The 14,062-nt window shown below is 70.7% G+C and carries 13 protein-coding genes; 3 read left to right on the top strand and 10 right to left on the bottom strand.

Annotation, left to right across the window (positions count from 1 at the left end; genetic code table 11):
* Window positions 1-23 precede the first annotated feature (23 nt).
* A complete protein-coding gene (locus ABZX61_RS39850; RefSeq protein ID WP_355201675.1) occupies window positions 24-257 on the bottom strand; it encodes a hypothetical protein in 234 nt (77 codons plus the stop codon).
* A 222-nt stretch (window positions 258-479) separates the two neighbouring features.
* Between ABZX61_RS39850 and ABZX61_RS39845 the strand changes: the two genes are divergently transcribed.
* Window positions 480-929 carry an Rrf2 family transcriptional regulator gene (locus tag ABZX61_RS39845; protein WP_185071836.1) on the top strand — a complete coding sequence of 150 codons (450 nt, stop codon included), beginning with the start codon at window positions 480-482 and terminating at the stop codon, window positions 927-929.
* On the opposite strand, the gene ABZX61_RS39840 is transcribed toward ABZX61_RS39845, so the two are convergent.
* From ABZX61_RS39840 to ABZX61_RS39830, 3 genes are all read right to left on the bottom strand, one after another.
* Entirely contained in the window at window positions 930-2,831 is a 1,902-nt protein-coding gene (locus ABZX61_RS39840) for a serine/threonine-protein kinase (protein WP_355201673.1), read from the bottom strand. It lies immediately after the preceding gene.
* Window positions 2,828-4,738, bottom strand: coding sequence for a protein kinase (locus tag ABZX61_RS39835; protein WP_355201671.1), 1,911 nt, complete (start codon window positions 4,736-4,738; stop codon window positions 2,828-2,830). The genes ABZX61_RS39840 and ABZX61_RS39835 overlap by 4 nt, the downstream gene beginning before the upstream one ends.
* A gap of 81 nt (window positions 4,739-4,819) precedes the next feature.
* Complete coding sequence (locus tag ABZX61_RS39830; RefSeq protein ID WP_355201669.1) at window positions 4,820-6,019, bottom strand: MFS transporter; 1,200 nt, start codon at window positions 6,017-6,019, stop codon at window positions 4,820-4,822.
* Window positions 6,020-6,102: 83 nt separating this feature from the next.
* On the opposite strand from ABZX61_RS39830, the gene ABZX61_RS39825 reads away from it, so the two are divergent.
* Entirely contained in the window at window positions 6,103-6,699 is a 597-nt protein-coding gene (locus ABZX61_RS39825; protein ID WP_355201667.1) for a TetR/AcrR family transcriptional regulator, read from the top strand.
* 9 nt (window positions 6,700-6,708) lie between these two features.
* Window positions 6,709-7,488, top strand: a complete 780-nt coding sequence (locus ABZX61_RS39820; RefSeq protein ID WP_350724744.1) for a DNA-formamidopyrimidine glycosylase family protein — start codon at window positions 6,709-6,711, stop codon at window positions 7,486-7,488.
* Here ABZX61_RS39820 and ABZX61_RS39815 read toward each other — a convergent pair.
* The 6 genes from ABZX61_RS39815 to ABZX61_RS39790 form a co-directional block, all read right to left on the bottom strand.
* Complete coding sequence (locus ABZX61_RS39815) at window positions 7,485-7,841, bottom strand: helix-turn-helix transcriptional regulator (protein WP_185071833.1); 357 nt, start codon at window positions 7,839-7,841, stop codon at window positions 7,485-7,487. The genes ABZX61_RS39820 and ABZX61_RS39815 overlap by 4 nt on opposite strands.
* 274 nt (window positions 7,842-8,115) lie before the next feature.
* Window positions 8,116-8,607, bottom strand: coding sequence for a nicotinamide-nucleotide amidohydrolase family protein (locus ABZX61_RS39810; protein WP_355201665.1), 492 nt, complete (start codon window positions 8,605-8,607; stop codon window positions 8,116-8,118).
* 3 nt (window positions 8,608-8,610) lie between these two features.
* Window positions 8,611-9,183 carry a CDP-diacylglycerol--glycerol-3-phosphate 3-phosphatidyltransferase gene (pgsA, locus tag ABZX61_RS39805; protein WP_355201663.1) on the bottom strand — a complete coding sequence of 191 codons (573 nt, stop codon included), beginning with the start codon at window positions 9,181-9,183 and terminating at the stop codon, window positions 8,611-8,613.
* On the bottom strand, window positions 9,180-10,589 hold the full coding sequence (rimO, locus tag ABZX61_RS39800; RefSeq protein WP_350724739.1) for a 30S ribosomal protein S12 methylthiotransferase RimO: 1,410 nt from the start codon (window positions 10,587-10,589) through the stop codon (window positions 9,180-9,182). Before rimO ends, pgsA begins: the two co-directional genes overlap by 4 nt.
* 60 nt (window positions 10,590-10,649) lie before the next feature.
* Window positions 10,650-11,420 (bottom strand): RodZ domain-containing protein, encoded by a 771-nt coding sequence (locus ABZX61_RS39795; protein ID WP_355201661.1) that lies wholly within the window; start codon window positions 11,418-11,420, stop codon window positions 10,650-10,652.
* A gap of 75 nt (window positions 11,421-11,495) precedes the next feature.
* Window positions 11,496-13,994 carry a DNA translocase FtsK 4TM domain-containing protein gene (locus ABZX61_RS39790; RefSeq protein WP_350724735.1) on the bottom strand — a complete coding sequence of 833 codons (2,499 nt, stop codon included), beginning with the start codon at window positions 13,992-13,994 and terminating at the stop codon, window positions 11,496-11,498.
* Between the last annotated feature and the right edge of the window lie 68 nt (window positions 13,995-14,062).

The raw sequence follows: 14,062 nt of genomic DNA, 5'->3' as shown, positions 1-14,062 counted from the left end.
CCCGGCGCGAACCGCTGTTCCCGTCAGCGTTTCGACCGAGCCCGAATCGCGGCTTCGATGCGCAAGCCCACCCCGATCAACGCGATGCCGAAGGCCGCCGCGATCCACAGCCACGGCGGCCGCCCCAAGAAGGCGATGAAGACCAGCACGGCCAGCCCGGCACCCGCGTACAAGGCGTTGGTGCCAACACGCAGTGGGTCAAAGTCCAAGGGGCCGGGCGCGTCTGCGGGCTTGGAGGCGTGCTCTGAGTCAGTCACGCCGCAGAGCATCCCAGATCTCCTCCCGAACCTGGAAGCGTCCGCAGGCGACGACGTCCCCCGAGCCGTCCGGCCGGGGCTTCGTCGGCCACGGGAGGCACCATGTCCTGAGATTCCCTGAGACGCTGGCCGTTGTCCGCATGCAGGTCAAGCGCAACCTGCACCCCCACAACCAGCACACGAGCGCACCAACCATGTTGACCAGGGGGGATAATCGAGAACATGCGCCTTTCCGCTCGTGTCGACTACGCCCTCCGTGCCGCCGCCGAACTCGCCGCAGCCGGTGCAGGGCCGACTACCGTGGGCGAACTCGCCAAGGAACAGGACATGCCGCCCAAATACCTGGAGAACATCCTGTTGCAGATGCGGCGTGCCGGGCTCGTGCGCGGGCAGCGTGGGCCCGAGGGTGGCTACGTGCTGGCCAGGCCCGCCACCGACATCTCGCTGGCCGATGTGATCAGGGCCGTGGACGGCCCGCTGGCCAACGTGCGTGGCGAGCGGCCCGAGCATGTCGGCTACCGGGGGCCCGCCGAGTCGTTGCAGCAGGTGTGGATCGCGTTGCGTGCCACCGAGCGTTCCATCCTGGAGGAGGTCACACTCGACCAGGTCGCCTCCGGGGCGTTGCCCGAGCGGGTCCGCCAGCTCGCCGCCGACCCGGCCGCCTGGGACTGATCACTTCCGGGTGAACCAGAGCACCACCCGGGCGATCTCGGTCTTGGGCCCGGCAGCCAGCTTGCGCACGGTGCGGCCGGTGGCATCCGCGAGGACCACGTCGGTGTTCTTGCCGATGGGCGTGGTGGCCAGGAAGTGGGCGTCGTCGAGCCACCCGTGGTAGGCGCCGCCCTTCGGCAGTCGGGCCACGCCCTTTTTGGCGCCGCTCTCCGCATCCCAGAAACAGACATTTGCCGAAATATCGGGGCATTTAGTGGAGAAGATTGACCCGAGCGTGGTGCGGGCCACGCCGCCTTCGTAGAGCTCGCCCACCCCCATGAACGTCCGCAACGCCCTGCCTTCGAGATCCAGCACCCGCACGGCCCCGCCGGGCATCTCGTACAGCACGCTCTTGCCGTCCGCGCCCCACCCGAACCTGACGTCGTTCCCGCCGGCGACCTTGGTGATTTTGACGGTGCCCGCGACCGCGTCCACGACCGCGAAGCCCACCACGCGGTCCTGTTCCTGATCCTCGATGACGGTGGCCAGCCACCGGCGCCCGTCGGCCGACCAGTTCGGGCGGAACAGCGTGGCGGGTTTGTCGACGGTACGGATCTGCCGGTCCCGGCCGGTGACGCGGTCGCGTATCCGGACGGACTCGAAGTCCGGTGTGCGGAAGCGGGTGGCCGAGAGCGAGGCCACGTAGCCGCCGCCGGGCGAGACGATCGGCTCCTCGAAGCCCCCGAAGTAGCCGAAGGTCCCGTTCGACGGGTCCCGCACGTAGGACGGGTAGCCGCTGCCGTCGCGCTGGTCGTGGTACGACGAGACCCAGATCGGGTCGGCCGGGTTCTCGTACAGAGTGATCTTGGTGTCGGGGATCTTCACCTTCGCCGTCGAGGTGAGCTCCATCCGGCCCTCGCGCGGGGCGGGCAGGGGCGCGGCGATCAGCGTGGGGGTGCCCGTGCCGACAGGCGGCGGGGCGGGCCGGGTGAGCAGCACGGCCGCCGTAACGGCCACGGCGGCGGTCACGGCCCCCGCGACGAGCCACCACCGGCGGCCCGGCGCCCGGCCGGGAGGCGGTGCCGCCGACTGCTGCCCTTCGGCCAGGAGCCGCTGCTCCGGCACGTGGTGGCCGAGCAGGCCGAGCAGCGCCCGGGCCGCGGTGGGGCGGGCCTCCGGAGCCTTGACCAGGCACCGCGCCACCAGGTCCCGCAGCTCCTCGTCGAGACCGCCCAGGTCGGGCTCGGCGTACAGGATCCGGTTGATCAGCGCGGGCACGTCGCCCGCCCCGAACGGCGGGGTGCCCGTCGCGGCGGCCACCATGGTCGAGGCCCAGGCGAACATGTCGGCCGCCGGCCCCGCCGCCCGCCCGCCGAACTGCTCGGGAGCCATGTACGGCGGCGTCCCCACCAGGTGCTCCCCCGCCAGTTCCGACTCCTCCAGCGCCCTGGAGATGCCGAAGTCGATCACCCGCGGCCCGTCCCTGCTGAGCAGCACGTTGCCGGGCTTGAAGTCCCTGTGCACCACGCCCGCCTGGTGGATGGCCGACAGCGCGGTCAGCGTGCCGATGGCGAGCCTGCGCAGCTCCGCTCCGCGCAGCGCGCCGCGTTCGCGGATCATCTCCGCCAGCGAGGGCCCGTCGACGAACTCGCTCACCACGTACGGGCTGCCGTTCAGATCGCCGCTGGCCAGCACCTGGGCGGTGCAGAACGCCTTGACCCGGCGCGCGTACCCGATCTCCTGCTGGAAGCGCGTCCGCGCGTCGGGGTCGTCCAGCCCGGCCCCCAGCATCTTGACCGCGACCCGTCTTCCGCCGGGCGCCTCACCGAGGTAGACCACCCCCTGGCCGCCCTCGCCGAGCCGGCCCACGATGCGGTACCCGCCCACCTGGGCGGGGTCACCGGCGCTCAGCGTTCTCGTCATCGCGGCGCGGCGGCGAACTGCATGGAGGCTTTGAGCGGGAGCACGTCGGCGAGCACGCGGACGGTGGCACCGACCAGATCGATGACCTTGACCTGGGCCGTGCCCTTCTTCTTGCCCGGCTCCTGCACCAGCAGGTGCGACTCGCTGAACCAGCCGAGCAGGTTGCCCTCCGAGGTGGCGCGGGGCACCGTTTTCAGCCTGACGCCGGTCGCGGCGTTCCAGACGCACAGGTCCTTGCGACCGCCCGGGCAGACGGTGACGAACTGCTTGCCCGACGGCGAGTACCAGTCGCGGTCACGCGGCAGGCCCACCCAGTGCATCGACCTGGTCACCTCACCTGAGTCGCTGTAGAAGTCGATCCCGTTGGTCCTGCCGTCGAAGTAGGCCTTGGCGATCCTGCCGTCGGGGGTGAAGGTGAAGTTGAGCGAGGCGTTGTCGGTGAAGGCCGTCTCGACGTGCACGGCCTTCCTGGCGGCCACGTCGACCAGCACGAAGCCCACGATCCGCTGCGGCTTGCCGTCGTCGACGACCGAGAGCAGCAGCCTGCGCCCGTCGCGCGACCAGGCCGGGATCATGGTCCGCAAGGGCTTCTTGACCGTGGCGACGGTGAAGCTCTCGCCGGTGGACAGCCTGGTGAACTTCACCTGGTCCATCTCCGCGTTCTGGAACTTCAGCCACGGGTTGAGCGCGACCCAGTCGCCGTCGGGCGAGACCATCGGCTCCTCGGCCAGGCCGACGGCCTTGAAGGCGCCCGACCTGTCCCTGACGTAGCTGGTGAACTTGCCGGCGACCTCCAGGTAGGCCGTCAGCCTGACGGGGTCCTTGGGATTCTCGTGCAGGGTCGCGCCGACCGCCGGGAGCTTGGTGTCCGTGGCGGCCTTCGCCTCCACCTTCTCCACCGGCACCCGGTTCAGCGAGGAGGTGACCGTGGGCGTGGTGCTCGGCGTGGCACTGGTGGTCGCGGCCGCCTGCCTGACCGGTGCCGGTTCGTCGACCAGCACGTACACCCCGGCTCCTGAGACCAGCGCCCCGGCCGCGAACGCCGCGGCCAGTGCGGCCGGTCCTCTTCCCCCACGCCTCGGCCGGTCGGGCGGCGGTGGCTGCGGGGCGGGCGGCTCCGCCTGCCCGGTCAGGAACATCGTCTGGCCCACCAGCCGTAACAACACCGCGCTGGCGCTGGGCCGCCCCGCCGGATCCTTGTCCAGGCACGCCACGATCAGGCCGTGCAGCTCACCCAGGTTGCCGGGCAGCGTGGGCGCGTCGCGGACGATCCGATCGACCGTCGCGGCCATGGAGCCGCCGTCGAACGGAGCCGACCCGGTCGCGGCGAACACCATGGTGGCCGCCCAGGAGAACACGTCCGCGGGCGGCTCGGCCCCCGCGCCCCGCAGTCTCTCGGGCGCGGTGTACGCGGGCACGGCGACCTTGCGGGTGGAGATGGCCGCCTCCGCCATCGCCTGCTCGAGCCCGGCGTTGATCACCCGTGGCCCGTCCGGGCCGAGCAGCACGTTGCCGGGCCGGATGTCGCCGTGCACGAGCCCTGCCTGATGGATCGCGACCAGCGCCGTGATGGTCCCGACGGCGAGCCGGTGGAGCCCCACCTCGCCGAGGAAGCCTCCGGCCTCTTCGAGCGCGGGCCCTTCGACGTACTCGCTGACGACGTACGCCTGCTCGCCCAGCATGCCGGTGGCCAGGATCTGCGCGGTGGTGACCGCGGAGACGGCCTGCTGACGCTCCATGGCGAGGAGGAAGGGCTCGGGCTCCATCTCGGCCGGCAGCAGCCTGACGGCCACGGGTTCCCCGGAGCGGGAGCGTGCGGCGTACACGCTGGAGCCCAGGCGGCCGGTCAGCCGATATCCGCCGATCTCGGCGGGGTCGCCCCCGCGTAAACCTGTGATCTCCGGCATGCCGCGATCAGCCTTCCGCCAGGCCTACTCCTCGCCGTCATTATGATCCCCCCACCGCCCCGACGCAGCCGTTCTCGATCATCAACCGCCCGCCTCACCCTGCGGCGCCGCGCGATCCTCGACGGTAGCCGGGGGGCGTGCCCTGCCGGCCGCCCAGAAGAGCGCGAGGGCGGCCAGCTCGACGGCGGCCGCGGCCAAGGGCAGCCGGCCACTTCCGTGGCTCTCCAGAACGAGCCCGCCCACCGCGCCCCCGCCCGAGACCCCGACGTAGACGGCGCTGCTGTTGAGCGCCAGCGCCTGCGGCCCGGCCGGGCCGGCCAGGGCGAGCAGCCGGGTCTGCGCGGGCGGCGGGATCCACCACGACACGGCCGCCCACACCAGCAGCAGCGGCAGGAGCGCGGGCAGCGGCAGCGGCCGCAGCGCCCAGCAGACGGCGAACAGGCCCATCACCGCCGTGAACCCGGCGATGCCCACGATCAGCGCCCGGTCGGCGCCCCACCGGTCGGCGGCCCACCCGCCGAGCTGTCCGCCCGCCAGCCCGGCGAGCCCGGCCAGCGCGAACACCCACCCCAGCTCCGCCGGCCCGGCCCCGGCCAGGTCCCGCAGGAACGGCGCGAGATAGGTCATCAGCATCATGCTGCCCAGCACGATCCCCACGACCCCGAGCAGGCCGAGCAGCACCTGCGGCCGGGCCAGCGGCGCCAGCCGCTCCCTGACCGGCATGGCGGCCGCCGGGGGTGACTCGGGCAGCGTCGCCCTGATCGCGACCAGCGCGACGAGCCCCAGCAGGCCGCCGAGCCCGAACGTGGCCTGCCAGCCGAACGCGCCGCCCACCCACGTGCCGACGGGCACGCCGAGCATGAGCGAGCCGGTCATCCCGCCCATCACCAGAGCCAGGTAACGTCCCCGGCGCTCTTCGGGGGCCAGCGAGGTCGCGAGGGCGTACACGGCGGGCACGACGGCAGCCGCGGCCAGCGCCGCCAGCACGCGCAGCCCCATGAGGACGGCGTAGGAGGTCGTGAACGCGGCCGCCCAGTTCGCCGCGGTGAACAGTGCCAAGGCCCAGGTGAACAGCCCCCGCCGCGACCAGGTGGCGCTCACCACGGAGGCCACGGGCGCCCCCAGCGCGAACGCCAGCGAGAAGGCGGTGACGAGCTGCCCGCCCGCCGCCACGCTGACCCCGAGATCGGCGGAGACCTCGGGCAGCACGCCCGCGATCACGTAGTCGTCGGTGGCGAAGGTGAACATGGTGAAGACCAGGGCGAGCAGCCACGCGGGCATGGGTATCCCCTCGATAAGGGTAACAGTCGTTTCCCATATAAGGTAACAGTCGTAACCCCAATGACCGCAAAGGGATTTCGCCGATGGCCAGGACCGCCGACCCGCACCGCCGGGCCGAACTGCTCGACCAGATCGTCGATTACCTGGCCGGACATGGCCTCTCGACCCTGTCGATGCGCCCGCTCGCCGAGCACCTGGGCAAGTCCACCCGTGTGCTGACCCACCACTTCGCCGACAAGGAGGCGCTGCTCTCGGCCACCATGGAGCGCCTGGACGAGCGGCACCGCGCATGGCTGCGCGCGCTGCCGGGCTGGTCGGGCGCCGACAGCGTGGGCACGATCATCCGCCGCACCTGGGACTGGCAGGCACGGGAGGAGAATCTGCCGGTCGCCCGCCTGATCCGCGAGATCGAGGGGCTGGCGGCCGGTGGCCGGCTCATGGGGCACGTGCCCCGGCTGCTGGCGGACCGGTCGGAGTTCGTGGCGGGCCTGCTGCGCGATCGGGGCGTCCCGGAGGCGGCGGCGTTGCGGATCTCCACGCTGGTCAACTCGGCGTACTCGGGGCTGCAGATCGACTTCCTCACGACCGGCGAGCGCGAGCGTACGGAGGAGGCGCTGGATCAGTTGTGCGCGCTGGTGGACGGCTGGGTGGCCGCGCACGAGGCGGGTGCGCGTTCCTAGACTGGAGGGATGCCCGAAGGAGACGCCGTCTACCGCACGGCCGCGAAGCTGCGCGGCGCGCTGGACGGTCAGGTGCTCACCAGGTCGGACTTCCGCGTCCCCAGGCACGCCACGGCCGACCTGACCGGCCGTACGGTCATCACCACGGTCTCCAGGGGCAAGCACCTGCTCACCCGCGTCGAAGGCGACCTGACCGTGCACACCCATCTGCGCATGGACGGGAGCTGGCAGGTCATGGCGGCCGGACGCCGGACCGCGCCGGGCGACCAGGTCAGGCTGATCCTGGCCAACGAGCGGTGGCAGGCGGTGGGGGTCAGGCTGGGAATGGTGGATCTCGTCAGGACAGGCGAGGAGGCACGGCTGGTCGGCCATCTGGGGCCGGATCTGCTCGGCCCGGACTGGGACCCGGATGAGGCCGTGCGAAGGCTGCGAGGGGCGCCCGACAGGACCATCGGGGAGGCGCTGCTCGATCAGCGCAACCTGGCTGGGATCGGCACGATCTATCGCGCCGAGACCCTGTTCCTGCGCGGTGTCTGGCCGTGGAAGAAGGTCGGGGAGATCGAGGATCTCAACGGGCTCGTGTCACTGGCCCAGCGCTTGCTGGACGCGAACAAGGGGCATGCGGGCACGGTGACCACAGGTGATCGCCGCCCGGCGAACCAGACGTGGGTCTACGGCAGGGCAGGGAGGCCCTGTCGCCGATGCGGCACCCGCATCAGCCGTGGGGAGATGGGGGCGCAGCCACAGGAACGGCTGATCCTGTGGTGTGCTGGCTGCCAGCTGGGTTAGGCAGCCACCATGTCCTTGACTTCGGGGAACACGGAGTCGGAAATAGACCCGGGGACCGTCTCCGTAAGGGGCAGCCGTTCGCGATCGGGCACGTCGGCCAGCACAGGGGCAGCCTGGAGCTCCGCCAGCGCGAACTGGTCGGAAACCTCACGCAGCACCTGCGAAAGGGGCACTTCGAGTGCGCCGCAAATGGACGCCAGCAGCTCCGACGAGGCTTCCTTCTGGCCGCGCTCGACCTCGGACAAGTAGCCGAGCGAGACACGTGCCTGGGTGGACACCTCGCGTAGCGTGCGTCCCTGCCGCACCCTCAACCGCCTCAGCACGTCGCCGAGCAGCTGACGCAGCAGAATCATCTGTCGCTCCCTCCCCGGCGCGGATGACTTCACCACGCCCCGCGCGATCGGATCGTGCCGCACTGTGGTCTTCTTAGCTTCGTACATACTCCTCGCCGTCATCATGGGGCGTGGCCGCCCCTGGACCGCCGCTCGCGACGTTTCAGGCCCGCCTGCCGGGCGCTCGGTGCTTGCAGTTGGCTCACGGACCTCACTCACAGCTCCACCGTACCCGTATCCACCGACACCGCGTCAGACCGTGCTTCGCATGTTCGCTCGGGACGTAACACGGTAATCACCCGGAATGTTCCCCTATGTTCGCCTTCAGCACACCTGACAGTAGATCGACTGCCTCGTCCACCGTCTCTACCCTGATACGTTCGCGCGACCCGCCAAGTCTCAATTCACGCCCCCAAATTCTGCCGCCCGGCCCGCAGACGGCCGCGTACACGGTGCCGACGGGCTTGCCGTCCTGCGGCTCCGGCCCGGCCACACCCGTCACGGCCAGCCCGTACGTGGCCCCGCAGAGCCGCGCGACCCCCGCCGCCATGGCCGCGGCCACCTCAGGATGTACGGCCCCCTCGCGCCGCAGCAACTCCCCCGGCACCCCTAGCAGCTCCTGCTTGAGGTCGGTGGCGTACGAGATCACTCCGCCCCTGAACGCCTTCGACGACCCCGAGACCGACGTGATGGCGGCCCCGATGAGCCCGCCGGTCAGCGACTCGGCCACCGCCACCGTGGCGGACCGGCCCACCAGCATCGTCAGAACCTCGGCCACGTCGGCCATCGATCACTCCCCGCGCACCTGCTTCGCGACCTTGCGCAGCCGCACTGCCCTGATGACGTAGTCGGCCCCGGTGGCCACGGTGACCACCAGCGCCGCCCCCATGACCACCCACCGGACGGGCCCCGGCACCCCCGGCAGGAGGTAGAGCACGATCGCGGCGATCTGCAGCACGGTCTTGACCTTGCCGCCGTAGCTGGCCGGGATGACCGCGCGCCGCAGCAGCAGGAACCTGAGGGCCGTGATGCCGAGCTCCCTGCTGAGGATCGGGATCGTGACCCACCAGGGCAGCTCGTTGAGTATGGACAGGCTCACCAGCGCCGCGCCGGTGAGCGCCTTGTCCGCTATCGGGTCGGCGATCTTGCCGAAGTCGGTGATCAGGCCGTACCGCCTGGCCAGCTCACCGTCCAGGTGGTCGGTGATCGAGGCCACCGCGAAGACCGCCAGCGCGGCCACCCGCCAGCCCGTCCCCGGCAGGAACAGGCAGACGACGAAGAAGGGGACGAGCACCAACCGGAGAACCGTGAGGACGTTGGCGATGTTCCACGGGCTTACGACGCGGCGCTCGTCCCTTTTCATGGACTTGCCTTGATACGCGCGATCAGGTCGACCCCCTCGGAGTCGACCACGACCGCGCGCACGATCTGCCCCCTGACGAGGCCGATCCCCTGAACCGTGACGGAGCCGTCTACTTCGGGCCCCTGGTGGGCGGCCCGGCCTTCGTAGCCCCCGTCGCCCAGGTCGTCGTCGATCAGCACGTCGACCTCGGTGCCTATGCGCTCCTCCGCGCGCTGGGCGGTCAACTCCTCGGCCAGCTCGGTGAGCACGCGCACGCGCTCGTCGATGACCTCCTGGTCGAGCTTGCCCGGCAGATCGGCGGCCTCCGTGCCGTCCTCGTCGGAGTAGCCGAACACGCCGATCACGTCGAGCCTGGCCGCCTCCAGGAAGCCCACCAGCTCGCCGAACTCCTCCTCGGTCTCGCCGGGGAAGCCCACGATGAAGTTGGAGCGCACGCCCGCCTCGGGAGCGCGCTCGCGGATGGTCTCGAGCAGCCCCAGGAAGCGCTCAGGGTCGCCGAAGCGGCGCATCCTGCGCAGCACCGTGCCGCTCGCGTGCTGGAAGGACAGGTCGAAGTAGGGGGCGACGCCCTCGGTGCCCGTGAGCACGTCGATGAGCCCAGGACGCAACTCGGCGGGCTGCAGGTAGCTGACCCGCACCCGGGAGACGCCCTCGACGGCCGCCAGGTCGGGCAGCAGCTTCTCCAGCGCCCGGAGGTCGCCGAGATCCTTGCCGTAGGACGTGGAGTTCTCGCTGACCAGGACGAGCTCGCGCACGCCACGGTGGGCCAGCCAGTCGGCCTCGGCCAGCAGCTCGTCGGGCCGGCGCGAGACGTAGGAGCCGCGGAAGGCCGGGATGGCGCAGAACGTGCAGCGCCGGTCGCAGCCGGAGGCCAGCTTGAGCGAGGCCACCGGGCTCTCGTCCAGGCGCTTGCGCAGCACGCGCGGGCCGCTCGCGGGCGCCAGGCCCGCGGGCAGATCGCCGTGACCGGGGATGTTGGCCTTGGGGGCGCTGGCACGGTCCACCGGCGAGATGGGTAGCAGGGTGCGGCGGTCACGTGGCGTGTGGGGCTTCAGCGGCCGCCCGGCGAGGACGTCGTCGAGGCGGCCGCCGATCTCCGTGTAGTCGTCGAAGGAGATCACCGCGCTGGCTTCGGGCAGCGCCTCGGCCAGCTCGTTGCCGTAGCGCTCGGCCATACAGCCCGCTGCGACCACCTTTGCGCCGGTGTCGGCGGCGGCCAGCAGCGTGTCGATGGAGTCCTTCTTGGCCGAGTCGATGAAGCCACACGTGTTGACGACGACGACATCGGGGTCGTCGTCGCCCAGCTGCCAACCGGCAGCCTCAAGTCGCGCGGCCAGCTCCTCGGAGTCGACCTCGTTGCGCGCGCAGCCCAGAGTGATCAGCGATGCGGTTCGGCGGGATGACATGGTGAACACTACGGTATCGGGAGTTGGCCACCACCCGATGCACGGGCTCCCGCCAGATGGCTATCGCTCGGTCGTTTTGGGTGGCCCGAACGAGCGCCGCAGCATCTCCCCCCTGCCCGCGTCCAGCTTCACTTTCTTGCCGTTCACCTGCAGCGTAACGGCCGACGCATCTGCCAGCAGCACGCTGACCTTGTCGTCCGCACTCCACGTGTCGGACTTTCCGGCCTTCAGCGTGCCCGAGAACAGCTTGCGCCCCATCGCGTCGTGAGCCTGGACGTACGACGACCGCTTCGCCTTGATCTCGACGGTCACCGTGCGTTTGACCGCCTTGCCCGCCGCCGGCTTCGGCTGGACGGGCATGTTCGGCGGGACCTTGGGCCGGGCCGAGGCCACCTGCACGTCGGCCGTCCGCACCTGGTCGCTCGCGCCGCCCAGCACCCGCATCATGCCGAAGACGACCACGATCGCCAGCGCCACCCCGAGCGCCATCGTCCAGTTGGGCCCCCGCCGCTCCGGAACGTTGATCTTCTTGTCGGCCTGGAACACGGCCGAGGCCGCGACCGGCCTGGGCGCCCCGCCGTGCTGCTGGTCGTAGAGATGGACGGTGGCCTCCGGATCGAGCCCCACCGCCTTGGCCACGGCCTTGACGTGCCCCCTGGTGTAGAAGTCGCCACCGCACTGGCTGCCGTCATCCTGCTCCAGGCCATGGATGATCGCCTCGCGGATCCTGGTGGCCGCGCTGACCTGCTCGACGGTCAGCCCGGCAGCATGCCTGGCTGCCGCCAGCATGGCCCCGATGCTCTGCTCCTGCACAACGAACGCCTCCCCCACGGCACCTGCACCTGCTACCACAATGGGTAGTGATTTATATTCAATCAGTTACTACCCGGCAGGCACGCATTGGGGTCATTCGCCACGCAGGTCGGCCAGCAAACCCGGCAGATCGTCCGGTTTGACCAGCACCTCGCGGGCCTTGGAGCCCTCGCTCGGGCCGACCACGTTCCGGCTCTCCAGGAGATCCATCAGTCGTCCCGCCTTGGCGAACCCGACCCGCAGCTTGCGCTGCAGCATCGAGGTCGAGCCGAACTGGGTGGTCACGATCAGCTCGGCGGCCTGGATCAGCACGTCGAGGTCGTCGCCGATGTCCTCGTCGATCTCCCGCTTGACCGGCGCGGCGGCCACGTCCTCGCGGTATTCGGCCTGCATCTGCGCCTTGCAGTGCGTGACGATCTCGGCGATCTCCTTCTCGGAGACGAACGCGTTCTGGATGCGGATGGGCTTGCTCGCGCCCATCGGCAGGAACAGCGCGTCACCCTGGCCGACCAGCTTGTCGGCGCCCGGCTGGTCGAGGATGACCCGCGAGTCGGTGAGGCTCGACACGGCGAACGCCAGTCTGGACGGCACGTTCGCCTTGATCAGGCCGGTGACGACGTCCACGGAGGGCCGCTGGGTGGCGATCACCAGGTGGATGCCGGCCGCGCGGGCGAGCTGCGTGATGCGCACGATCGAGTCCTCGACGTCGCGCGGGGCCACCATCATGAGGTCGGCCAGCTCGTCCACGATCACCAGCAGGTACGGGTACGGCTGGTAGACCCGCTCGCTCCCGGGCGGCGGCTGCAGCTTGCCGGCCCGCACGGCCTTGTTGAACTCGTCGACGTGCCTGAACCCCGACGCCGCCAGGTCGTCGTAGCGCCGGTCCATCTCGCCCACGACCCATTCGAGGGCTTCGGCGGCCTTCTTCGGGCTGGTGATGATCGGCGTGATCAGGTGGGGGATGCCCTCGTACACGCTGAGCTCGACCCGCTTCGGGTCGACCAGCACCATCCGCACCTCGTCGGGCGTGGCCCGCATCAGGATGCTGGTGATCAGCCCGTTGACGCAGACCGACTTACCGGCGCCGGTGGCGCCCGCGATGAGCAGGTGGGGCATCTTGGCGAGGTTCGCGACGATGGTGCGGCCCTCGACGTCCTTGCCCAGGCCGACGATCATCGGGTGATGGTCGGCCTGCGCCACCTGCGCGCGCAGCACGTCGCCCAGGGCCACCAGGTCCTTGTCGGCGTTCGGGATCTCGACCCCGATCGCCGACTTGCCCGGGATGGGCGACAAGATCCGGACGTCGGCGGACTTGACGGCGTACGCGATGTTCTTCGTGAGCGCCGTGACCTTCTCCACCTTGACCGCGGGCCCCAGCTCGATCTCGTAGCGGGTCACCGTCGGCCCCCGGGTGAACCCGATCACCTGCGCGTCGATGGTGAACTGCTCGAGCACGCTGGTGAGCGCGTTGACCACGGTGGTGTTGGCCTTGGTCTGCGGCTTGGGCGCCGTGCCCTGCTTGAGGAACTGCAGGTCGGGCAGGCTGTACGGGCCCGCCTGCGGCGACAGCACGAGCTGCTCCACCTTGCGGGGCGCGGGCGTCGGCTGGGGCGGCTCCGGCCGCTTCTCGGGCTCGGCGGCGGGCGCCTCGTCCTCGTCCGTCAGACCGGGCACGATCTCGGGCGAGTGCTCGGGCCGCTTGTCGGTCTTGTCCGACAGGACCGGGGTGTCGTACGGCTTGACCGAGTCGCCGCCCTCCTCGGCCTTCTTGGAGGTCCTGACCCGCTTCTTGCCCGGCTGCCGCGGCGCGGGCTCGGCATGCCGCTCGAAGAGCATGTGCTTCAGCTCGGCCAGCCGCTCCGGGATCCGGTGCACGGGGGTCGCGGTGATCACCAGCACGCCGAACCCGGACAGGAGCAGCAGCAGCGGGATCGTGATCCACGGCGGCAGGATGCTCATCGGCGGCGCCGACACGATGAACCCGACCATGCCCCCGGCCTGCGACACCTTGTCCATGCCCTGGCCCTCGCCGGCCGGATAGGGGGTGCCGTTGGCCACGTGGATGACGCCCAGCACGCCGACCATCAGCGCGGCCCACCCGATCACCATGCGCCCGGTGTCGGCGTTCTGGTCGGGGTGGCGCAGGTAGCGCCAGGCCAGCAGCCCGAACAGCAGCGGCAGCGCCCACGCCAGCGAGCCGAACACGCCGTGCACGGTCGCGTTCACCACGCCGGAGACGGCCCCGTCGGCGTTGCGCCACGTCATGGCCGCCAGCACGATCGCTCCCGCGAGCACCGTCAGGCCCACCCCGTCGCGCCGGTGCGCGGGATCGAGCTCGCGGGCGTTCTTGCCCAGCGCGCGAGCCGTGCTGCCGATGCCGTTGGCGAGCAGCATCCACAGCCCGACGATCAGCTTGCCGATCATCGTGAAGACCCAGCTGATCGGGTCCGGGTGGGTCATCGAAGGCTTGCGACCGGAGGCCGCCCGGGGACGTCCCGTCGACGAGGCCCCGCGCTTGGCGGGGGTCGAGCGAGACGAGGTCGACCGCTTCGCCGGCCCCTTCGATGCGCTTTTCGGCGTACGGGTGGCCATGATGCCAAAGGTACGTCGGAGACACCGTGGATCGCGCGGAGGCTCGCCGACGACCCCGCCAAACGGGC

Source organism: Nonomuraea sp. NPDC003709 (genome assembly GCF_040610775.1).
Taxonomy (GTDB): domain Bacteria; phylum Actinomycetota; class Actinomycetes; order Streptosporangiales; family Streptosporangiaceae; genus Nonomuraea; species Nonomuraea angiospora_A.
The sequence above is the reverse complement of the archived record's forward strand: the minus strand, read 5'-3'. Positions and strand labels throughout refer to the sequence as shown.

Excerpts from the sequence above, each read along its gene's own strand:
- ABZX61_RS39845 (WP_185071836.1), top strand. The coding sequence starts at position 480 with ATGCGCCTTTCCGCTCGTGTCGACTACGCCCTCCGTGCCGCCGCCGAA.
- ABZX61_RS39840 (WP_355201673.1), bottom strand. The coding sequence starts at position 2,831 with ATGACGAGAACGCTGAGCGCCGGTGACCCCGCCCAGGTGGGCGGGTAC.
- ABZX61_RS39835 (WP_355201671.1), bottom strand. The coding sequence starts at position 4,738 with ATGCCGGAGATCACAGGTTTACGCGGGGGCGACCCCGCCGAGATCGGC.
- ABZX61_RS39830 (WP_355201669.1), bottom strand. The coding sequence starts at position 6,019 with ATGCCCGCGTGGCTGCTCGCCCTGGTCTTCACCATGTTCACCTTCGCC.
- ABZX61_RS39825 (WP_355201667.1), top strand. The coding sequence starts at position 6,103 with ATGGCCAGGACCGCCGACCCGCACCGCCGGGCCGAACTGCTCGACCAG.
- ABZX61_RS39820 (WP_350724744.1), top strand. The coding sequence starts at position 6,709 with ATGCCCGAAGGAGACGCCGTCTACCGCACGGCCGCGAAGCTGCGCGGC.
- ABZX61_RS39815 (WP_185071833.1), bottom strand. The coding sequence starts at position 7,841 with ATGATTCTGCTGCGTCAGCTGCTCGGCGACGTGCTGAGGCGGTTGAGG.
- ABZX61_RS39810 (WP_355201665.1), bottom strand. The coding sequence starts at position 8,607 with ATGGCCGACGTGGCCGAGGTTCTGACGATGCTGGTGGGCCGGTCCGCC.
- pgsA (WP_355201663.1), bottom strand. The coding sequence starts at position 9,183 with ATGAAAAGGGACGAGCGCCGCGTCGTAAGCCCGTGGAACATCGCCAAC.
- rimO (WP_350724739.1), bottom strand. The coding sequence starts at position 10,589 with ATGTCATCCCGCCGAACCGCATCGCTGATCACTCTGGGCTGCGCGCGC.
- ABZX61_RS39790 (WP_350724735.1), bottom strand. The coding sequence starts at position 13,994 with ATGGCCACCCGTACGCCGAAAAGCGCATCGAAGGGGCCGGCGAAGCGG.